14 protein-coding genes are annotated in these 13,115 nt (G+C 66.2%); all 14 read right to left on the bottom strand.

The genetic code is table 11. The features are described from left to right. Positions 1-63: 63 nt before the first annotated feature. Positions 64-1,977, bottom strand: coding sequence for an ATP-dependent zinc metalloprotease FtsH (ftsH, locus tag AB9K35_RS10755; RefSeq protein ID WP_369925991.1), 1,914 nt, complete (start codon positions 1,975-1,977; stop codon positions 64-66). A gap of 78 nt (positions 1,978-2,055) precedes the next feature. Then, positions 2,056-3,309, bottom strand: coding sequence for a tRNA lysidine(34) synthetase TilS (gene tilS / locus AB9K35_RS10750; RefSeq protein WP_369925990.1), 1,254 nt, complete (start codon positions 3,307-3,309; stop codon positions 2,056-2,058). Next, positions 3,306-4,142, bottom strand: coding sequence for a tol-pal system protein YbgF (gene ybgF / locus AB9K35_RS10745; RefSeq protein WP_222455343.1), 837 nt, complete (start codon positions 4,140-4,142; stop codon positions 3,306-3,308). Before ybgF ends, tilS begins: the two co-directional genes overlap by 4 nt. A gap of 4 nt (positions 4,143-4,146) precedes the next feature. Beyond that, positions 4,147-4,659 carry a peptidoglycan-associated lipoprotein Pal gene (gene pal, locus AB9K35_RS10740; protein ID WP_369925988.1) on the bottom strand — a complete coding sequence of 171 codons (513 nt, stop codon included), beginning with the start codon at positions 4,657-4,659 and terminating at the stop codon, positions 4,147-4,149. Positions 4,660-4,746: 87 nt separating this feature from the next. Beyond that, a complete protein-coding gene (gene tolB / locus AB9K35_RS10735) occupies positions 4,747-6,072 on the bottom strand; it encodes a Tol-Pal system beta propeller repeat protein TolB (protein ID WP_369925986.1) in 1,326 nt (441 codons plus the stop codon). Next, positions 6,069-7,226 (bottom strand): energy transducer TonB, encoded by a 1,158-nt coding sequence (locus AB9K35_RS10730; RefSeq protein ID WP_369925984.1) that lies wholly within the window; start codon positions 7,224-7,226, stop codon positions 6,069-6,071. The genes tolB and AB9K35_RS10730 overlap by 4 nt, the downstream gene beginning before the upstream one ends. A 15-nt stretch (positions 7,227-7,241) precedes the next feature. Further along, a complete protein-coding gene (locus tag AB9K35_RS10725) occupies positions 7,242-7,733 on the bottom strand; it encodes an ExbD/TolR family protein (RefSeq protein ID WP_369925982.1) in 492 nt (163 codons plus the stop codon). Between the two features lie 3 nt (positions 7,734-7,736). Continuing rightward, a complete protein-coding gene (tolQ, locus tag AB9K35_RS10720; RefSeq protein WP_222455348.1) occupies positions 7,737-8,432 on the bottom strand; it encodes a protein TolQ in 696 nt (231 codons plus the stop codon). Between the two features lie 107 nt (positions 8,433-8,539). Further along, a complete protein-coding gene (ybgC, locus tag AB9K35_RS10715; protein ID WP_222455349.1) occupies positions 8,540-8,923 on the bottom strand; it encodes a tol-pal system-associated acyl-CoA thioesterase in 384 nt (127 codons plus the stop codon). Between the two features lie 61 nt (positions 8,924-8,984). Next, entirely contained in the window at positions 8,985-9,527 is a 543-nt protein-coding gene (thpR, locus tag AB9K35_RS10710; RefSeq protein ID WP_369925980.1) for an RNA 2',3'-cyclic phosphodiesterase, read from the bottom strand. Then, on the bottom strand, positions 9,527-10,192 hold the full coding sequence (locus AB9K35_RS10705) for a hypothetical protein (RefSeq protein ID WP_369925978.1): 666 nt from the start codon (positions 10,190-10,192) through the stop codon (positions 9,527-9,529). The genes thpR and AB9K35_RS10705 overlap by 1 nt, the downstream gene beginning before the upstream one ends. A 404-nt stretch (positions 10,193-10,596) precedes the next feature. Continuing rightward, complete coding sequence (gene ruvB / locus AB9K35_RS10700) at positions 10,597-11,616, bottom strand: Holliday junction branch migration DNA helicase RuvB (protein WP_222455352.1); 1,020 nt, start codon at positions 11,614-11,616, stop codon at positions 10,597-10,599. 128 nt (positions 11,617-11,744) lie between these two features. Then, complete coding sequence (gene ruvA / locus AB9K35_RS10695; RefSeq protein WP_222455353.1) at positions 11,745-12,431, bottom strand: Holliday junction branch migration protein RuvA; 687 nt, start codon at positions 12,429-12,431, stop codon at positions 11,745-11,747. Beyond that, a complete protein-coding gene (ruvC, locus tag AB9K35_RS10690; RefSeq protein WP_222455354.1) occupies positions 12,428-12,925 on the bottom strand; it encodes a crossover junction endodeoxyribonuclease RuvC in 498 nt (165 codons plus the stop codon). Before ruvC ends, ruvA begins: the two co-directional genes overlap by 4 nt. Between the last annotated feature and the right edge of the window lie 190 nt (positions 12,926-13,115).

Raw genomic sequence — 13,115 nt, 5'->3', positions numbered from 1 at the left:
AACGCCCCGCAAGCCGGAATGGCATGCGGGGCGCTTCAGTCATCTATGACTATGACGCAGTAGTCAGGTTGTCGGTTCCGGCTCCAGGCCACCCTCGGGAGGGTTTTTCTTGGGCTTGGCCTTGGGGATCGCGGTGACCGAGGCGCTGCCTTCGTCCTCACCACCATCCTCATCATCGCCCGCCTGGGGCGGTTCGCCCTTCATCACGCGTTTGATCTCGTCACCGGTGAGTGTCTCGTATTCCAGAAGCCCCTGCGCGAGACGTTCCCACTCTTCGCGATGCTCCAGCAGGATCTGGTAGGCGCGCTCGTAGCCTTCCTGGATGAAGCGTTTCACTTCTTCCTCGATCAGCTCCTTGGTATGGGCCGAGACCGAGAAGCCCGCGGTGTTGCCGGAATAGCCTTCATGCGCCTCGGCATAATCGATGTTGCCGACCTTGTCGGACATGCCCCAGCGCATCACCATGGCACGGGCCAGCTGGCTGGCCTGCTGGATGTCACCGGCAGGACCGTTGGAGACGTGATCTTCACCATACTTGATGATTTCGGCCGCCTTGCCCGCCATGGTCATCGCCAGCTTCTGCTGACACTCGTCACGGTGCCAGTTCAGCCGGTCCATTTCCGGCAGGCTGACCACCATGCCAAGCGCGCCGCCGCGCGGAATGATCGTCGCCTTGTAGACCGGGTCACACTCCGGCAGCACCAGGCCGACTACGGCATGGCCCGCTTCGTGATAGGCGGTCTTTTCCTTCTGATCCTGGGTCAGCACCATCGAGCGGCGCTCAGCCCCCATCATCACCTTGTCCTTGGCGTTTTCAAAATCTTCCATGGTGACAAAGCGACGGCCGACACGGGCGGCCATAAGGGCCGCCTCGTTCACGAGGTTGGCCAGGTCCGCGCCCGAGAAGCCGGGGGTGCCGCGGGCGATGATGCGCAGATCCACGTCCGGACCCAGCGGTGTCTTGCGGGCATGCACGCCGAGGATCTTCTCGCGACCCTTGATGTCGGGGTTGCCGACGGTCACGTTGCGGTCAAAGCGGCCGGGGCGCAGCAGCGCCGGGTCCAGCACGTCCTTGCGGTTGGTCGCGGCGAGGATGATGACACCTTCGTTCGCCTCGAAGCCGTCCATTTCCACCAGCAGCTGGTTCAGCGTCTGCTCGCGCTCGTCGTTGCCGCCGCCGTAACCGGCGCCACGGTGACGACCGACCGCGTCGATCTCGTCGATGAACACGATGCAGGGCGCGTTCTTCTTGGCCTGCTCGAACATGTCGCGCACGCGGCTCGCACCCACACCGACAAACATTTCCACGAAATCCGAACCCGAGATGGTGAAGAACGGCACCCCTGCCTCGCCAGCGATGGCGCGGGCCAGGAGCGTCTTACCGGTGCCCGGAGGGCCGACCAGCAGCGCGCCTTTCGGGATCTTTCCGCCAAGGCGGGAGAACTTCTGCGGGTTGCGCAGGAATTCGACGATCTCTTCCAGCTCTTCCTTGGCTTCGTCGATACCGGCGACATCATCAAAGGTGACGCGGCCGTGCTTTTCGGTCAGCATCTTGGCCTTGGACTTGCCGAACCCCATCGCGCCGCCTTTGCCGCCGCCCTGCATCCGGTTCATGAAATAGATCCAGACACCGATCAGCAGCAGGAAGGGCAAGAGCGTGATCAGGAAAGACTGAAAGCCGGACTGCTGCTGTTTCTCAGCGCGCACCGGGATATCGTTTTCAATCAGCAGCGCGGTGACTTCGGCATCGCCCGGCTTGATCGTGATGTAGTTCTGCCCATCGGTTGTGGTGTAGCGCACCTGTTCTCCGTCGAGGGTGACGGTGCTGACCTTGCCGGTTTCGACCGAGCTGACAAAGTCAGAGAAAGTGCGTTCACGGCTCTGCATCGTGCTGCCGGAACCGCTGAACAGATTGAACAGCGCCAGGATCAGCAGAAACAGAACAACCCAAAAGGCGATATTGCGAGCGTTGCCCAAGGAAAGTTCTCCCTATCATTTAGGCACACCTGACCGGTGGCCTGCGTTGCCCTTAAAATAAGGATCATTCGGGCAGGTTCAATGCGATAAAAGGGATGCGAAGAACTCTTCTTCGTTTCCGGCATGTTCTGCCGTCCACCCGTTGCCCAATCCGGCAGCAGGTGCGGCAACCAGATCGCTCCCGCGCCACAGGGCCGGGGTTGATTCCAGCACCGGTTGCGGCACACCGGACAGGCGCCAGCCTGCGCTCCCCGCCAGCCCCTTGCGCCCCAGCGCGCGCACCTCGCAGCCTTTCGCGTCACCGCCAAAGACTGTCCAGCGCCCGTCCCACAGCTGCCCCGGCAGCCCGACCTGATCGCGCAAGGCGTTGTATTCTCGGCAGATCCAGATCTGCTTGGAGGTGGTCAGCAGATGGCAGCCCGAAACCGTCGCAGCGCCCCCGTTCCGGGCCGCCAGCACGGCGATCTCCATCGGCACCCGCCGCGGCGGATAATCGCTGGCCGCAACCCACTGGATCGCCTTCACCAGCAGGCGGTAGCCCGTTTCGCTGGGCAGCGTTCGGAACTTGCGCTGGCACAGCACCACCGCACCGGCCTGCACATGCGCCATGTCGCGCGCCGCCAGGAACACGTACCAGTCGAGCGCCTCGCGCGCCTTGGCGAGATGCTGCGCAACCTTGGACAGCACCGTTGGCGTCAGGCCCAGCGGCGCAAGCTCCGCCAGGGCGCGACGGGCACGCACCCGTTCGTAGCGCAGATCGCTGTTGCTCGGGTCCTCACACCACTCGTGGCCCGCCTCGGTCAGATAATGGCGCAGCTCGCTGCGCGTCACCTCCAGCAGCGGCCGCATCAGGGTAACCCCGTTGTGGACACGGCTGGGCGGCATGCCCGACAGCCCGGACACCCCCGCGGCGCGCGCCATGCGCATCAGCAGCGTCTCGGCCTGATCATCCGCCGTATGCGCCACACAAAGCACCGGGATCCCCTTGCGCCTGGCCCAGCTGGTCAGCAGCTCATAGCGGGCCTCGCGCGCCTGCTTCTGCAGGTTCCCCTGCCCCGGCCCTTCGCGCCACTCGATGGTGTCATGCGCAATGCCCATCCGGGCCGCGGTGCGGCCGACAAAGGCCGCTTCGTCGGCGGACTCCGGCCGCAAGCGATGATCGATCGTCGCGGCGAACAGTTCCACCGGCTCCTGCGCGAAACAGGCCTGCATCAGGTGCAGCAAAGCCATCGAATCGCTGCCGCCCGAGACGGCCATGCCCAGTCTGGCAGGTGGCTCTGGCGGGAACTGACGGCGCAACAGCCCCTGGATATCCCGCCTCAGTCCCGTCAAGAACAGCCCAGCTTGTCCATCTCGGCCTGGGCAGCGGCCACCGGCTCTGTGCCGGGGAAGCGGACGGCGACCTCGGCCAGCGTCACGCAGGCCTGATCCGTCTGCCCCAACCGCCCCAGGGCCGCGCCCAGCTCGAACAAGGCCTTTGGCGCCACCGGCCCGGTGGCATTGCCACTGAAGGCGGCCAGATAGGCGCGCGCCGCCTCGCGCGTGTCGCCCAGACCGTCCAGCGCCTTGCCTCGGCTGAAATCCGCCGCCGCGGCCAGCGGGCTGCCCGGATAGGCCTGGTTGAAGGCCGCGAATTTCTCCGCGGCGTCCTGGTACTGGCCTTCCGCCAGCAGCGCCTCGGCGGCATCAAAGTCCGCCTGCTCGCCAACCGCCAGCTCACCCGTGGCCGTGTCAGCCGCGTCCCCGGTCTCGACAGGAGACAGGTCTCCCACCCCGGCGGGCAGCTCGCCACCGCCCAGGGTCGTTGTCTCACCCAGAGCCCCGACATCGCCGCCTTCCAGCTCCACCAGGCGGAATTCGAGGTCCCCGATCCGGTTGGTGCCGTCGGTGACGATCCGGTTGATCCGATTCTCGAGGTTCTCGGTCTGTAGCGTCAGCCGCTGCAGCTCGCTCTCGATGGCCCCGACACGGTCGAGAACCGTGCTGCCCGAGGTATCGACCAACGGGGATCCCGTCGTCGACAACTCCCGCTTCAGGCGCTGGATTTCCACGTGCAGCACCGTCAGCTCCTGGCGGATGTCCGCCAGGGTCTGTTGATTCTGCGCGCCCAGGGGCAGCGGCAGCGCCACGACGACAGCCAGAAGCGCGGTGCGGAGGCGTCTCATCACCTTACCCCACCAGACCACCGGCCAGCACGGTCACGGCGCGGCGGTTCTTGGCATAGCAGCTCTCTTCCGAGCAGATTTCCAGCGGCCGTTCCTTGCCGTAGCTGACCACCTTGATGCGGCTACCGGCAATCCCTTGCGAAATCAGGTATTCACGCGCCGCATTGGCCCGGCGCGCGCCCAGTGCGAGGTTGTATTCGCGGGTGCCCTTCTCGTCGGCGTGGCCTTCGATCGTAACCACGTAATCCGGATTCTGGGTCAGCCAGCGCGCCTGGCCCTGCAGGGTTGCCTGGGCTGCGGGTGACAGGCTGGACTGGTCATTGGCAAACAACACACGGTCGCCGATCGTTTCCCGGAAATAGGCCGGGCTGGCCGGATCCAATGCGCCCACGCCGATACCTGCGCCACCGGCGCCAGCCCCGGCACCGCCATTCACGTCATCGCTCCAGGGCGTGTTGCCACAGGCCGTCAACCCCAGTACGGCCACTGCCGCAATTACCAATTTGAAACCGCTCATGATGTCCGCCTATCCCTTTGCGTTTCTTGTCCGGACGCTAACACAACCGCGATCCGGGTTCCATGCGGCTGTCGCCACCTGTTGCCGTTAGTGTTGCAGCGGCGACCACGCCGGATCGGAGGCCCCGTCGGGGGTCTTCACCGGCTTGAGGTTCCGCCCGGTGATATCCACCGAGTACAAGAGCGCCCGGCCTGTGCTGCCCTGGCTTTCACGGGTGAACATGATGACGCGCCCGTTGGGGGCCCAGGTCGGCCCTTCATCCAGGAACGACGCGGTCAACAGCCGCTCCTCGCTGCCATCCGTGCGCATCACGCCAATGTGAAACCGGCCCTTGTTCTGCTTGGTGAAGGCGATCATGTCGCCGCGCGGCGACCACACCGGCGTGCCATAGCGCCCCTTGCCGAAGCTGATCCGCCGCGCCTCGCCACCGCCTGCGGGCATCACGTAAAGCTGCTGACTGCCGGAGCGGTCGCTTTCAAACACGATCTGGCGGCCATCGGGAGATAAGGACGGCGCGGTCTCGATCGACGGCGCCGAGGTCAACCGCGTCTTTGCCCCGGTGTCGATATCCATGGTGTAGAGATCGGTGTTGCCCCCCTGCGTCTGCGAGTAGACGATGGTGCGCCCGTCGGGCGCAAACCTTGGGGCAAAACTCATGGTGCCATCACCGCTGGACAAGACCTTGCGTTGCACCTGGCCAACATCCAGCACATGGATCTGCGGAAAGCCGCTCTCGTAGCTGGTATAAAGCACCCGGTCACCAGTGGGCGAGAACCGCGGCGCCAGCACCAGTGAGGCGCTGTTGGTCAGGAACTGCACGTTCGCCCCGTCGTAGTCCATGATCGCCAGCCGCTTGCGGCGATCGTTCTTGGGACCACTTTCGGAAACATAGACCACCCGGCTGTCGAAATAGCCGCTCTCACCGGTGATCCGGCTGTAGATCGCATCGGCCACCTTGTGCGCCATGCGCCGCCAGCCATCGGTGGTACCGGAAAACTGCAACCCGCTGCCAAGCTCGCTTTCGGCGAACACGTCATATCCGCGGAAACGCACGGTCAGCCGGTTGCCGTTGATGCCGACCGCGCCGGTAATCAGGGCCTGCGCATTGACCGCCTTCCAGTCGGCGTATTTCACCGGGCTGTCAAAGTCCGTCACGGTCGAGATATGGGCGCTGGCAGGCACCTCTCGAAACAGGCCGGTGCCGCTCAGGTCGGCGGCGATCACCCGCGCGATCTGGCGCGCATAGTCTGCCGCCGCAGGGGTTTCAGGCACGAAATCCGGCACCGCGTAGGGCAAGGGTTCAATCACGCCCTGGTCGATTTCAATGCGGAGCGGCCCGGACTGAGCCACGGCCACATCCGCCCCGGCCAGTGCCGAGGCTCCGATCAGAAGGGCTGCCAGGTAATTCCTCATTTGATCCGCATCCTTTCGGGATTGAATGTCATCTCAATATCGCGCCAATGGTCGTATTTTTCAGGGGGAAGATTGAACCCCCTGCTGCCACAGCGGATAATCGCGCGCCGAGCTGCCTCATACGCCTGTTTCGCCGCCGACGCGGAGCCGCCGGAGCTGGACAGCATCCGAATGGAGCCGGTGTCCGGCTTGCCGCTTTCCTGCAGCGTGACCCCAACGACCACGGTTGTGTTCAGCGCTTCCGTCGACAGCGAGCCGACATTCCAGCACTGCGAGACCGCCACCCGCAACGCATCCTTCTCCCACAGCGTCAGCGGCGGGCCGGACGGCTCCGGGGCCTGAACCTCGCCGCCGCCCGCAAGCGCTTCGGCCAGGGCATCCTCAACCGCGGATGACGTGTCCGCCGGGGCCGGGTCCGCAGGCTGCTGCGGCTTCGCCGTTTGGGCGGTTTCGGTCACCTCCGGCGCAGGCTCGGGTTCGGGCTTGGGCGCGGGACGCTCGGGACGGCTTCTGGGCCGCACCGAGGTCGTCGGCGCGGCAGAGGCGGCGATCTCCTCGCCCTTGTTCTCCTCGGTCACGATGCGATCACTGGCAGCCTCGGGCGCGGTGGCCTCCTGCACCTCCTGCGGCGCTTCGGCCCCTTCCTCCGGCGCGACCTCGGGCTGCTCGACCTCATCGACCGCCACGTCCGGCTCGGGCGGGGCAACCGGTGTCGGGGCGACCCGGTCGACCGGGCGCAGTTCAGCCTCGGGGCGCGGCTGAGGCAGCACTTCGGCGATCTCCGGCTCGGTTTCGGCAGGCGGGATCTGCTGCGGCAGTTCCGGCTCGGGGCGCGGCTCCGGGCGGGTCGTCAGCTCGGGATCGGGCGCGACCGGCGGCACCGGCTCGGGTTGGGAAACCTGCGGCTCAGGATCCGATTGCGGCTCCAGGTCCGGCGCGGGCGACGCTTCCGTCGGCTCGGCCAGCGGCGCAGGCTCGGACGACAGCTCGGGCGCCTGGCGCTGCTGGCTCAGCTTTTCGAATTGCTCGGCAGAGATCAGTGACACCTGCTGAACCTCAAACGGCAACGGCTCGGACGGGAACCAGGCGCCGAAGACGACCCAGCCCATCAGGAGCCCATGCCCCGCCAGTGAGATTTTGGTCCCGGTCTGCACCCTGTGCGTCCCCGCCTACTGCCCTTCGCCCCCGGACGGCTGGCCGTCCAGCGCCGGGCCGCCGGTATCCGTTACCAGCCCCACGTTCGAAAAGCCGCCCGCGTTCAGCGCGCCCATCACCTGCATCACGTCCGAATAGGCAATCCGCCCATCGGCGCGCAGGAACACCCGGTCAGAGCTGCGCTCTGCCGCGATGGCGCGCAGCTTGGGCACCAGCTGATCCAACGCAACCGGCGTGGTCTGGATCTCGACGCCGCCCTCGGCGGTCATGGTCACCGTCAGCGGCTCTTCCTCGTCGCCCGGCAGGGCGCCGGCGGCGGTCTTGGGCAGCTGCACCGGCACGCCCACCGTCATCAGCGGCGCCGCCACCATGAAGATGATCAGCAGCACCAGCATCACGTCCACGAAGGGCGTGACGTTGATCTCCGACATCGGCCGACCGCGGCCGCGGCGGCGCCCCCGGCGGCGATTGCCGCCCCCCTGAGGTTGCTGAACTGCGGCGCCCATGGCTCAGGAATCCAGCTGGCGGCTGAGGATGGTGGCGAACTCGTCGGCAAAGGCCTCGTAGCCACCGATGATGCGGTCGCTGTCCGCGCTCAGCTTGTTGTAGAAGATCACCGCCGGAATCGCCGCCAGCAGGCCGAGACCGGTGGCCATCAGCGCCTCGGCAATGCCCGGGGCCACAACGGCCAGGTTGGTGTTCTGCTGCTCGGCGATCTCGATGAACGCGGTCATGATGCCCCAGACGGTGCCGAACAGCCCGACGAAGGGCGCGGTGGAGCCGACGGTGGCCAGCACCGACAGGCCGCTTTGCAGACCTTCGGTTTCCTTGGCGATCGCGACATCCATCGACCGGTCGATGCGCGCCTGCGCACCGGGAATCAACGCCCCGTCGCTGCGGTGACTGCGCCGCCATTCCGTCATGCCCGCGGCAAAGATGCGCGCCGCCTGCCCCGGTGGTTCAGAGCCGACCTGATCGAACAGCTCGTCCAGCGGATTGCCGGACCAGAAGGCCTGATCAAAGGCCTCGGCCTCGCGGCGCGCCTGACGATAGTTGATCATCTTCTGGATGATAATGGCCCAGGACCAGATCGAGGCCCCGACCAGCATCAGCATCACCAGTTTTACGGTTACGGTGGCCCGCGCGAAAAGACCCCACATGGAGAAATCAATCTCCTGCGCCAGCGCCAGAGTTTCTGCTTCCATTTCGCCTGCTCTATGATGTCTTGACCGTTTGCCCGGCCTTTATTGTCAGCAACGCTAGCGCAGAACAAATCGAAAGGCCAATGAAACAGGCGTGACGGCGCCGATTGTTACATCAATGCGCGAATCTCTGCCGGCAGGCGGGCGGGCTTGCCGGTGGTGGTCATGCAGACGATGGTGACCTCGGCCCGGAACAGCGGCTGACCAGCGCGGCTGACCTCCTGCTGCAGCGTCATGCGCGCCGGAGTCACCTTGTGCATGCGGGTGGTGACCAGCAGTTCCTCGTCGAATTTTGCGGGCGCCAGATAGTCGGCCTCGATGCGGCGTACCACATAGATCAGCCCGGCCTCGCGCATGGCGTTCTGATCGACGCCGATGCCGCGCACCCAGTCGCTGCGGGCGCGTTCAATGAACCGCAGGTAATTGGCGTGATAGACGATCCCGCCCATGTCGGTGTCCTCGTAATAGACCCGGACGGGGAATTGGTGGATCATGCGCTGCTCTCCTGCCTGCTACGGCGCACACTAGTGGCGAGGCGTGCCACCCACAAGCCGGTCAACCGCTCAGCGAATACTCTGCCAGAATGTCATAGCGCGCGCCTTGCGGGGCCAGGGTGGACTGGAACAACGCAAGGCGCTCCGCGTCGCACGCGAACCGGAAACCCGACGCTGCCGCCAAATAGCGCGCCACCCTGTCCACCTGCCCCGCGTCCAAGTGCCTAGGAAAGCGTCCAAGGGTTACATGCGGGCGGAAGCGCTCGCGCGGCAGATCGATCCCGGCCGATCGGCAGGCGGCGCGAACACGGTCACGCAGCCGGGTCAGCTCGGGCGTCTTCTGCACCTGTGCCGCCAGCACCCGCGGCAGCTTGCCGCCAAACGTGTCCAGCCCGTGGAACGACAGCCGCACCGGCGGCGCGCTGATCTCGGCCAGGTCCTGGTGCAGCCTCTGCAGCACGGCCTCTGGCTGGTTATCAAGAAAGGCCAATGTCAGGTGCATGTTCTCTGCCGCGACATGCCGCCCCGCGGTCAGCCCCTCCTGCACCCGCTCCAGCGCGTCGAGGGCCGCATCGGGCAGCAGCAGGCCGACAAAGGCGCGCATCAGCTTTGCGGTGGCTCGGCTGGCGCCTGCAGCCGCGCGAACAGGCGCAGCGCATGGGATTTGTCCTCTGCCGCCACCGGCATCATCCGGTCATAGGCGGCGGCGATCACCCCCGCGATCTCGGGCCGCAGGATGGTTGCGCCGGTCTCTGGCAGCACCGCCAGCGGCGAGGCCTCAGCGAATGCCCGGTCACCCCACAGCAGCGCCACCTGCACCGCCTGGGTCAGCGCAAGCGTTTCCGCGGGCAACTCCGCCATTGCGCCCTGCATCTGCAGGAAGACAAAGGCCGCCTTGATGCCGCCCTGCTCGTCGAAACGGAAAGCGCGGTATTGGCTCGCACCGCCCGCCTTGAGACGGCCGACCAACGGCGCGAGATCGGGGATCATCCGGTCGAGATCCGGGACCGCCAGCAGCTCTTCCCAATCGCGAAAGAAGAAGAACATCAGGTTCGACCCCAGTTCCGGGTCCGTCTCGGCCATCTGGTGGCCTGCCAGCGTCATCACCGCCTCCACCGCGCCCTTGATGGTTCGCAGCGTTTCGTCCTGAACGCCGAATACGATTGGCGCAACCGGCCGCCCCCAGCGGGCAAAGGCATAAGAGCCGTCGTTGCGGGTGAACAGGGTTTCGATCTGCTCCGGCGTCAGGTTCGGCAACTGGGGGGTCATGGGCGTCTCCTTGGTCTTGCCCCGTCTATGCCGTCTGCGCCGCGCCACGGCAAGGGGGGCTCCCGCGCCTGTCCGCCCCTCTGGCTCCACCAGAGGGGCGGAAACAGCCTTGGGCCGGGCGCCGCTGGCGCGGCGCAGCAATCCCCCAAATGGAGCGGCGTCCAATACCGGAGTGCCCTTTCGTCTCTTTGCAGCGAGACGTCGGCCGAAGGCCGCGCCGCGCACCAGCGCGGCGCCCGGCCCAACGGGCGCAGGCGCATCCGTGATGCGCCGACGCCGGGCGGGAGCGCCTGCCGGAGCGGTCCAGGCACAGGGGGCAATGGTCAGGACACCTGACCTGTTGTTTCGCGCGCGAAACATTGCGGCAGCAACGCTGACACAACTTATAGTGGTGCGTGTCTGTTTTACCCGAACAGGTCGTTCTGGCTGCGCGGGGGGCTCATTCCCAAATGGGTCCAGGCCTTTTGCGCCAGCATCCGGCCACGCGGGGTGCGCTGGATCAGACCCTGCTGCAAGAGATAGGGTTCGATCACTTCCTCCAGCGCGTCGCGGCTTTCGCTGAGCGCGGCGGAAATCGTCTCGATCCCCACCGGGCCGCCGCCGTAGTTTTCGGCGATCAGCTTCAGGTATCTCCGGTCGGCCCCATCCAGCCCCAGCTGATCCACCCCCAGTCGTGTCAGGGCGCCGTCCGCCAACTCGCGGGTGATCGTGCCGTCACCTTCGACCACCGCAAAGTCCACGACCCGTCGCAGCAGCCGACCGGCAATCCGGGGCGTGCCCCTTGCGCGGCGGGCGATTTCGCGGGCCCCGGCGTCGTCCGCAGGCGCGCCCAATTTGCGGGCGTTGCGACTGACGATCTCGAACAGCTCGTCAATCGTGTAGAACTGCAGCCGGGTCGGAATGCCGAACCGATCCCGCAGCGGCGTGGTCAAAAGGCCCATGCGGGTGGTGGCCCCCACCAGCGTGAAGGGCTGCAGCTCGATCCGCACGGTGCGCGCGGCCGGGCCCTCGCCGATCACGAGGTCCAGCTCGAAATCCTCCATCGCCGGGTAGAGCACCTCCTCCACCGCCGGGTTCAGCCGATGGATCTCGTCGATGAACAGCACGTCGCGGGCTTCGAGGTTGGTGAGGATCGCGGCCAGATCGCCGGCCTTGGCCAGCACCGGGCCGGAGGTCATGCGGAAGTTCACACCCAGCTCACGCGCGACGATCTGCGCCAGCGTGGTCTTGCCGAGGCCAGGAGGGCCGTGGAACAGCGTGTGGTCCATCGCCTCGCCGCGGCGGCGCGCGGATTCAATAAAGACCCGCAGGTTGGCGCGGGCTTCGGCCTGGCCGATGAATTCGCCCAACCCCTGGGGTCGCAGGGCGCGGTCGTTGTCCTCGGGCAGCGGATCGGGGCGCAGGGCGGGATCGGCGTCAATCATGGGCAACTCCCCTGATACGAAGGGCGGCGCCCGGCCGCGGGCGGAAGCGAAGCGCCCGCCCATCGGGGCGGTCGGGCGCTGCCCGGCCGGTCGGCCAGGCGGAACACTGAGTTGAAAGCCTCACCTCATCACCCCTTTGGTGCCAGCAGGCGCAGCGCCGCGCGGATCAGTTCCGGCTCGTCAGCCTCCGGGCTGGCGGCGGCGGCCTCTGCCACGGCGGCAGCGGCGTCGGATGGACCATAGCCGAGATTGCCCAGTGCCGACAGCGCCCCGGCCGAGGCCGCCGCTGCACCCGAAGGTTTCTTGGGCGCGGTCTTGCGGGATGGCTTGGCGGCGGCTGGCTCTGCGTCCTCGATCACCTCCAGCGCCGGTCCGTCCATCGCGTCAGCGACTGTGCCGCCCATCGCCATCACGCCGGGCGCCTTGTCCTTGAGGTCCAGAACGATGCGCTGCGCGGTCTTGGGGCCGACGCCCTTGGCCGCCTTCACCGCCGCCCAATCCCCCAGCGCGATCGCCCGGCTGACCCCATCCGGCCCAAGCGCGCCGAGGATCGCAAGCGACACCTTGGCCCCGACCCCCTGCACCGAAGTCAGCAGCCGGTGCCATTCCTTTTCGACCAGCGACGGGAAGCCGTAGAGCTGCATCAGGTCCTCGCGCACCACCATGTCGGTATAAAGCGCCACCGCCTCTCCGACGCCGGGCAGCGCCGCAAGGGTGCGGTCCGAGCAGTAGACGATGTAGCCGACGCCGCGCACGTCGATCAGCACGTGATCCTGCGCGCGGTATTCCAACCGCCCTGTCAGCTTGCCGATCATGCGCGTTTCTCCTTCAGCTGGCGCTGTCCCGTGCCACCGTAATAGGCGTGACAGATCGCGATCGCCAGCGCATCCGCGGCATCCGCCCCCTTGGGCGCGCAGCCGGGCAGCTGCAGTTTGACCATATGGATGACCTGTTCCTTCTCCGCATGGCCGACGCCGACCACCGTCTTCTTGACCCGGTTGGGGGCATATTCGCCCACCGGCAGCCCCGCCTTGGCCAGCGTCAACAAAGCCACGCCGCGGGCCTGGCCCAGCTTCAGCGTGCCGGCGCCGTCCTTGTTGACGAAGGTCTGCTCGATCGCGGCCTGATCGGGCGCATAGGCGGCAATCACCTCTGTCACCTGATTGTGCAACGACAACAGCCGCTCGCCGAGGTCATCACCATCCGAGTGACACAGCCCGTTGGCGACATGGGACAGCCGCGGACCGTTTGATTCGATGACCCCCCACCCAAGGGTGCGCAGCCCCGGATCGATTCCCAATATCCGCATTTTCTGCCCGCTGCCTGCCCGCTCATTGCAATTTATTTTCACCTCAATAGCACAAAACGCGAACATGTCCAATTTCTTCGGCACAACCCACGGTTCTCTCACCGGGCGAAAAACGGTCTGAAACCGACCATTCAAATAGCGTAAAACGACATTCTCGGCCGTTTCGAGCAACCGGGCGCATATCCCTTGT

The sequence above is a fragment of the Leisingera sp. XS_AS12 genome (assembly GCF_041224635.1).
GTDB lineage: Bacteria > Pseudomonadota > Alphaproteobacteria > Rhodobacterales > Rhodobacteraceae > Leisingera.
Note: the sequence above shows the minus strand (reverse complement) of the source record. Positions and strands in the feature narration are given on the sequence as shown.

What these genes read in the sequence shown, in the direction of transcription:
- ybgF (WP_222455343.1), bottom strand. Translation starts at nt 4,142, where the DNA reads ATGAGACGCCTCCGCACCGCGCTTCTGGCTGTCGTCGTGGCGCTGCCG.
- pal (WP_369925988.1), bottom strand. Translation starts at nt 4,659, where the DNA reads ATGAGCGGTTTCAAATTGGTAATTGCGGCAGTGGCCGTACTGGGGTTG.
- tolB (WP_369925986.1), bottom strand. Translation starts at nt 6,072, where the DNA reads ATGAGGAATTACCTGGCAGCCCTTCTGATCGGAGCCTCGGCACTGGCC.
- AB9K35_RS10725 (WP_369925982.1), bottom strand. Translation starts at nt 7,733, where the DNA reads ATGGGCGCCGCAGTTCAGCAACCTCAGGGGGGCGGCAATCGCCGCCGG.
- tolQ (WP_222455348.1), bottom strand. Translation starts at nt 8,432, where the DNA reads ATGGAAGCAGAAACTCTGGCGCTGGCGCAGGAGATTGATTTCTCCATG.
- ybgC (WP_222455349.1), bottom strand. Translation starts at nt 8,923, where the DNA reads ATGATCCACCAATTCCCCGTCCGGGTCTATTACGAGGACACCGACATG.
- thpR (WP_369925980.1), bottom strand. Translation starts at nt 9,527, where the DNA reads ATGCGCGCCTTTGTCGGCCTGCTGCTGCCCGATGCGGCCCTCGACGCG.
- AB9K35_RS10705 (WP_369925978.1), bottom strand. Translation starts at nt 10,192, where the DNA reads ATGACCCCCCAGTTGCCGAACCTGACGCCGGAGCAGATCGAAACCCTG.
- ruvB (WP_222455352.1), bottom strand. Translation starts at nt 11,616, where the DNA reads ATGATTGACGCCGATCCCGCCCTGCGCCCCGATCCGCTGCCCGAGGAC.
- ruvA (WP_222455353.1), bottom strand. Translation starts at nt 12,431, where the DNA reads ATGATCGGCAAGCTGACAGGGCGGTTGGAATACCGCGCGCAGGATCAC.
- ruvC (WP_222455354.1), bottom strand. Translation starts at nt 12,925, where the DNA reads ATGCGGATATTGGGAATCGATCCGGGGCTGCGCACCCTTGGGTGGGGG.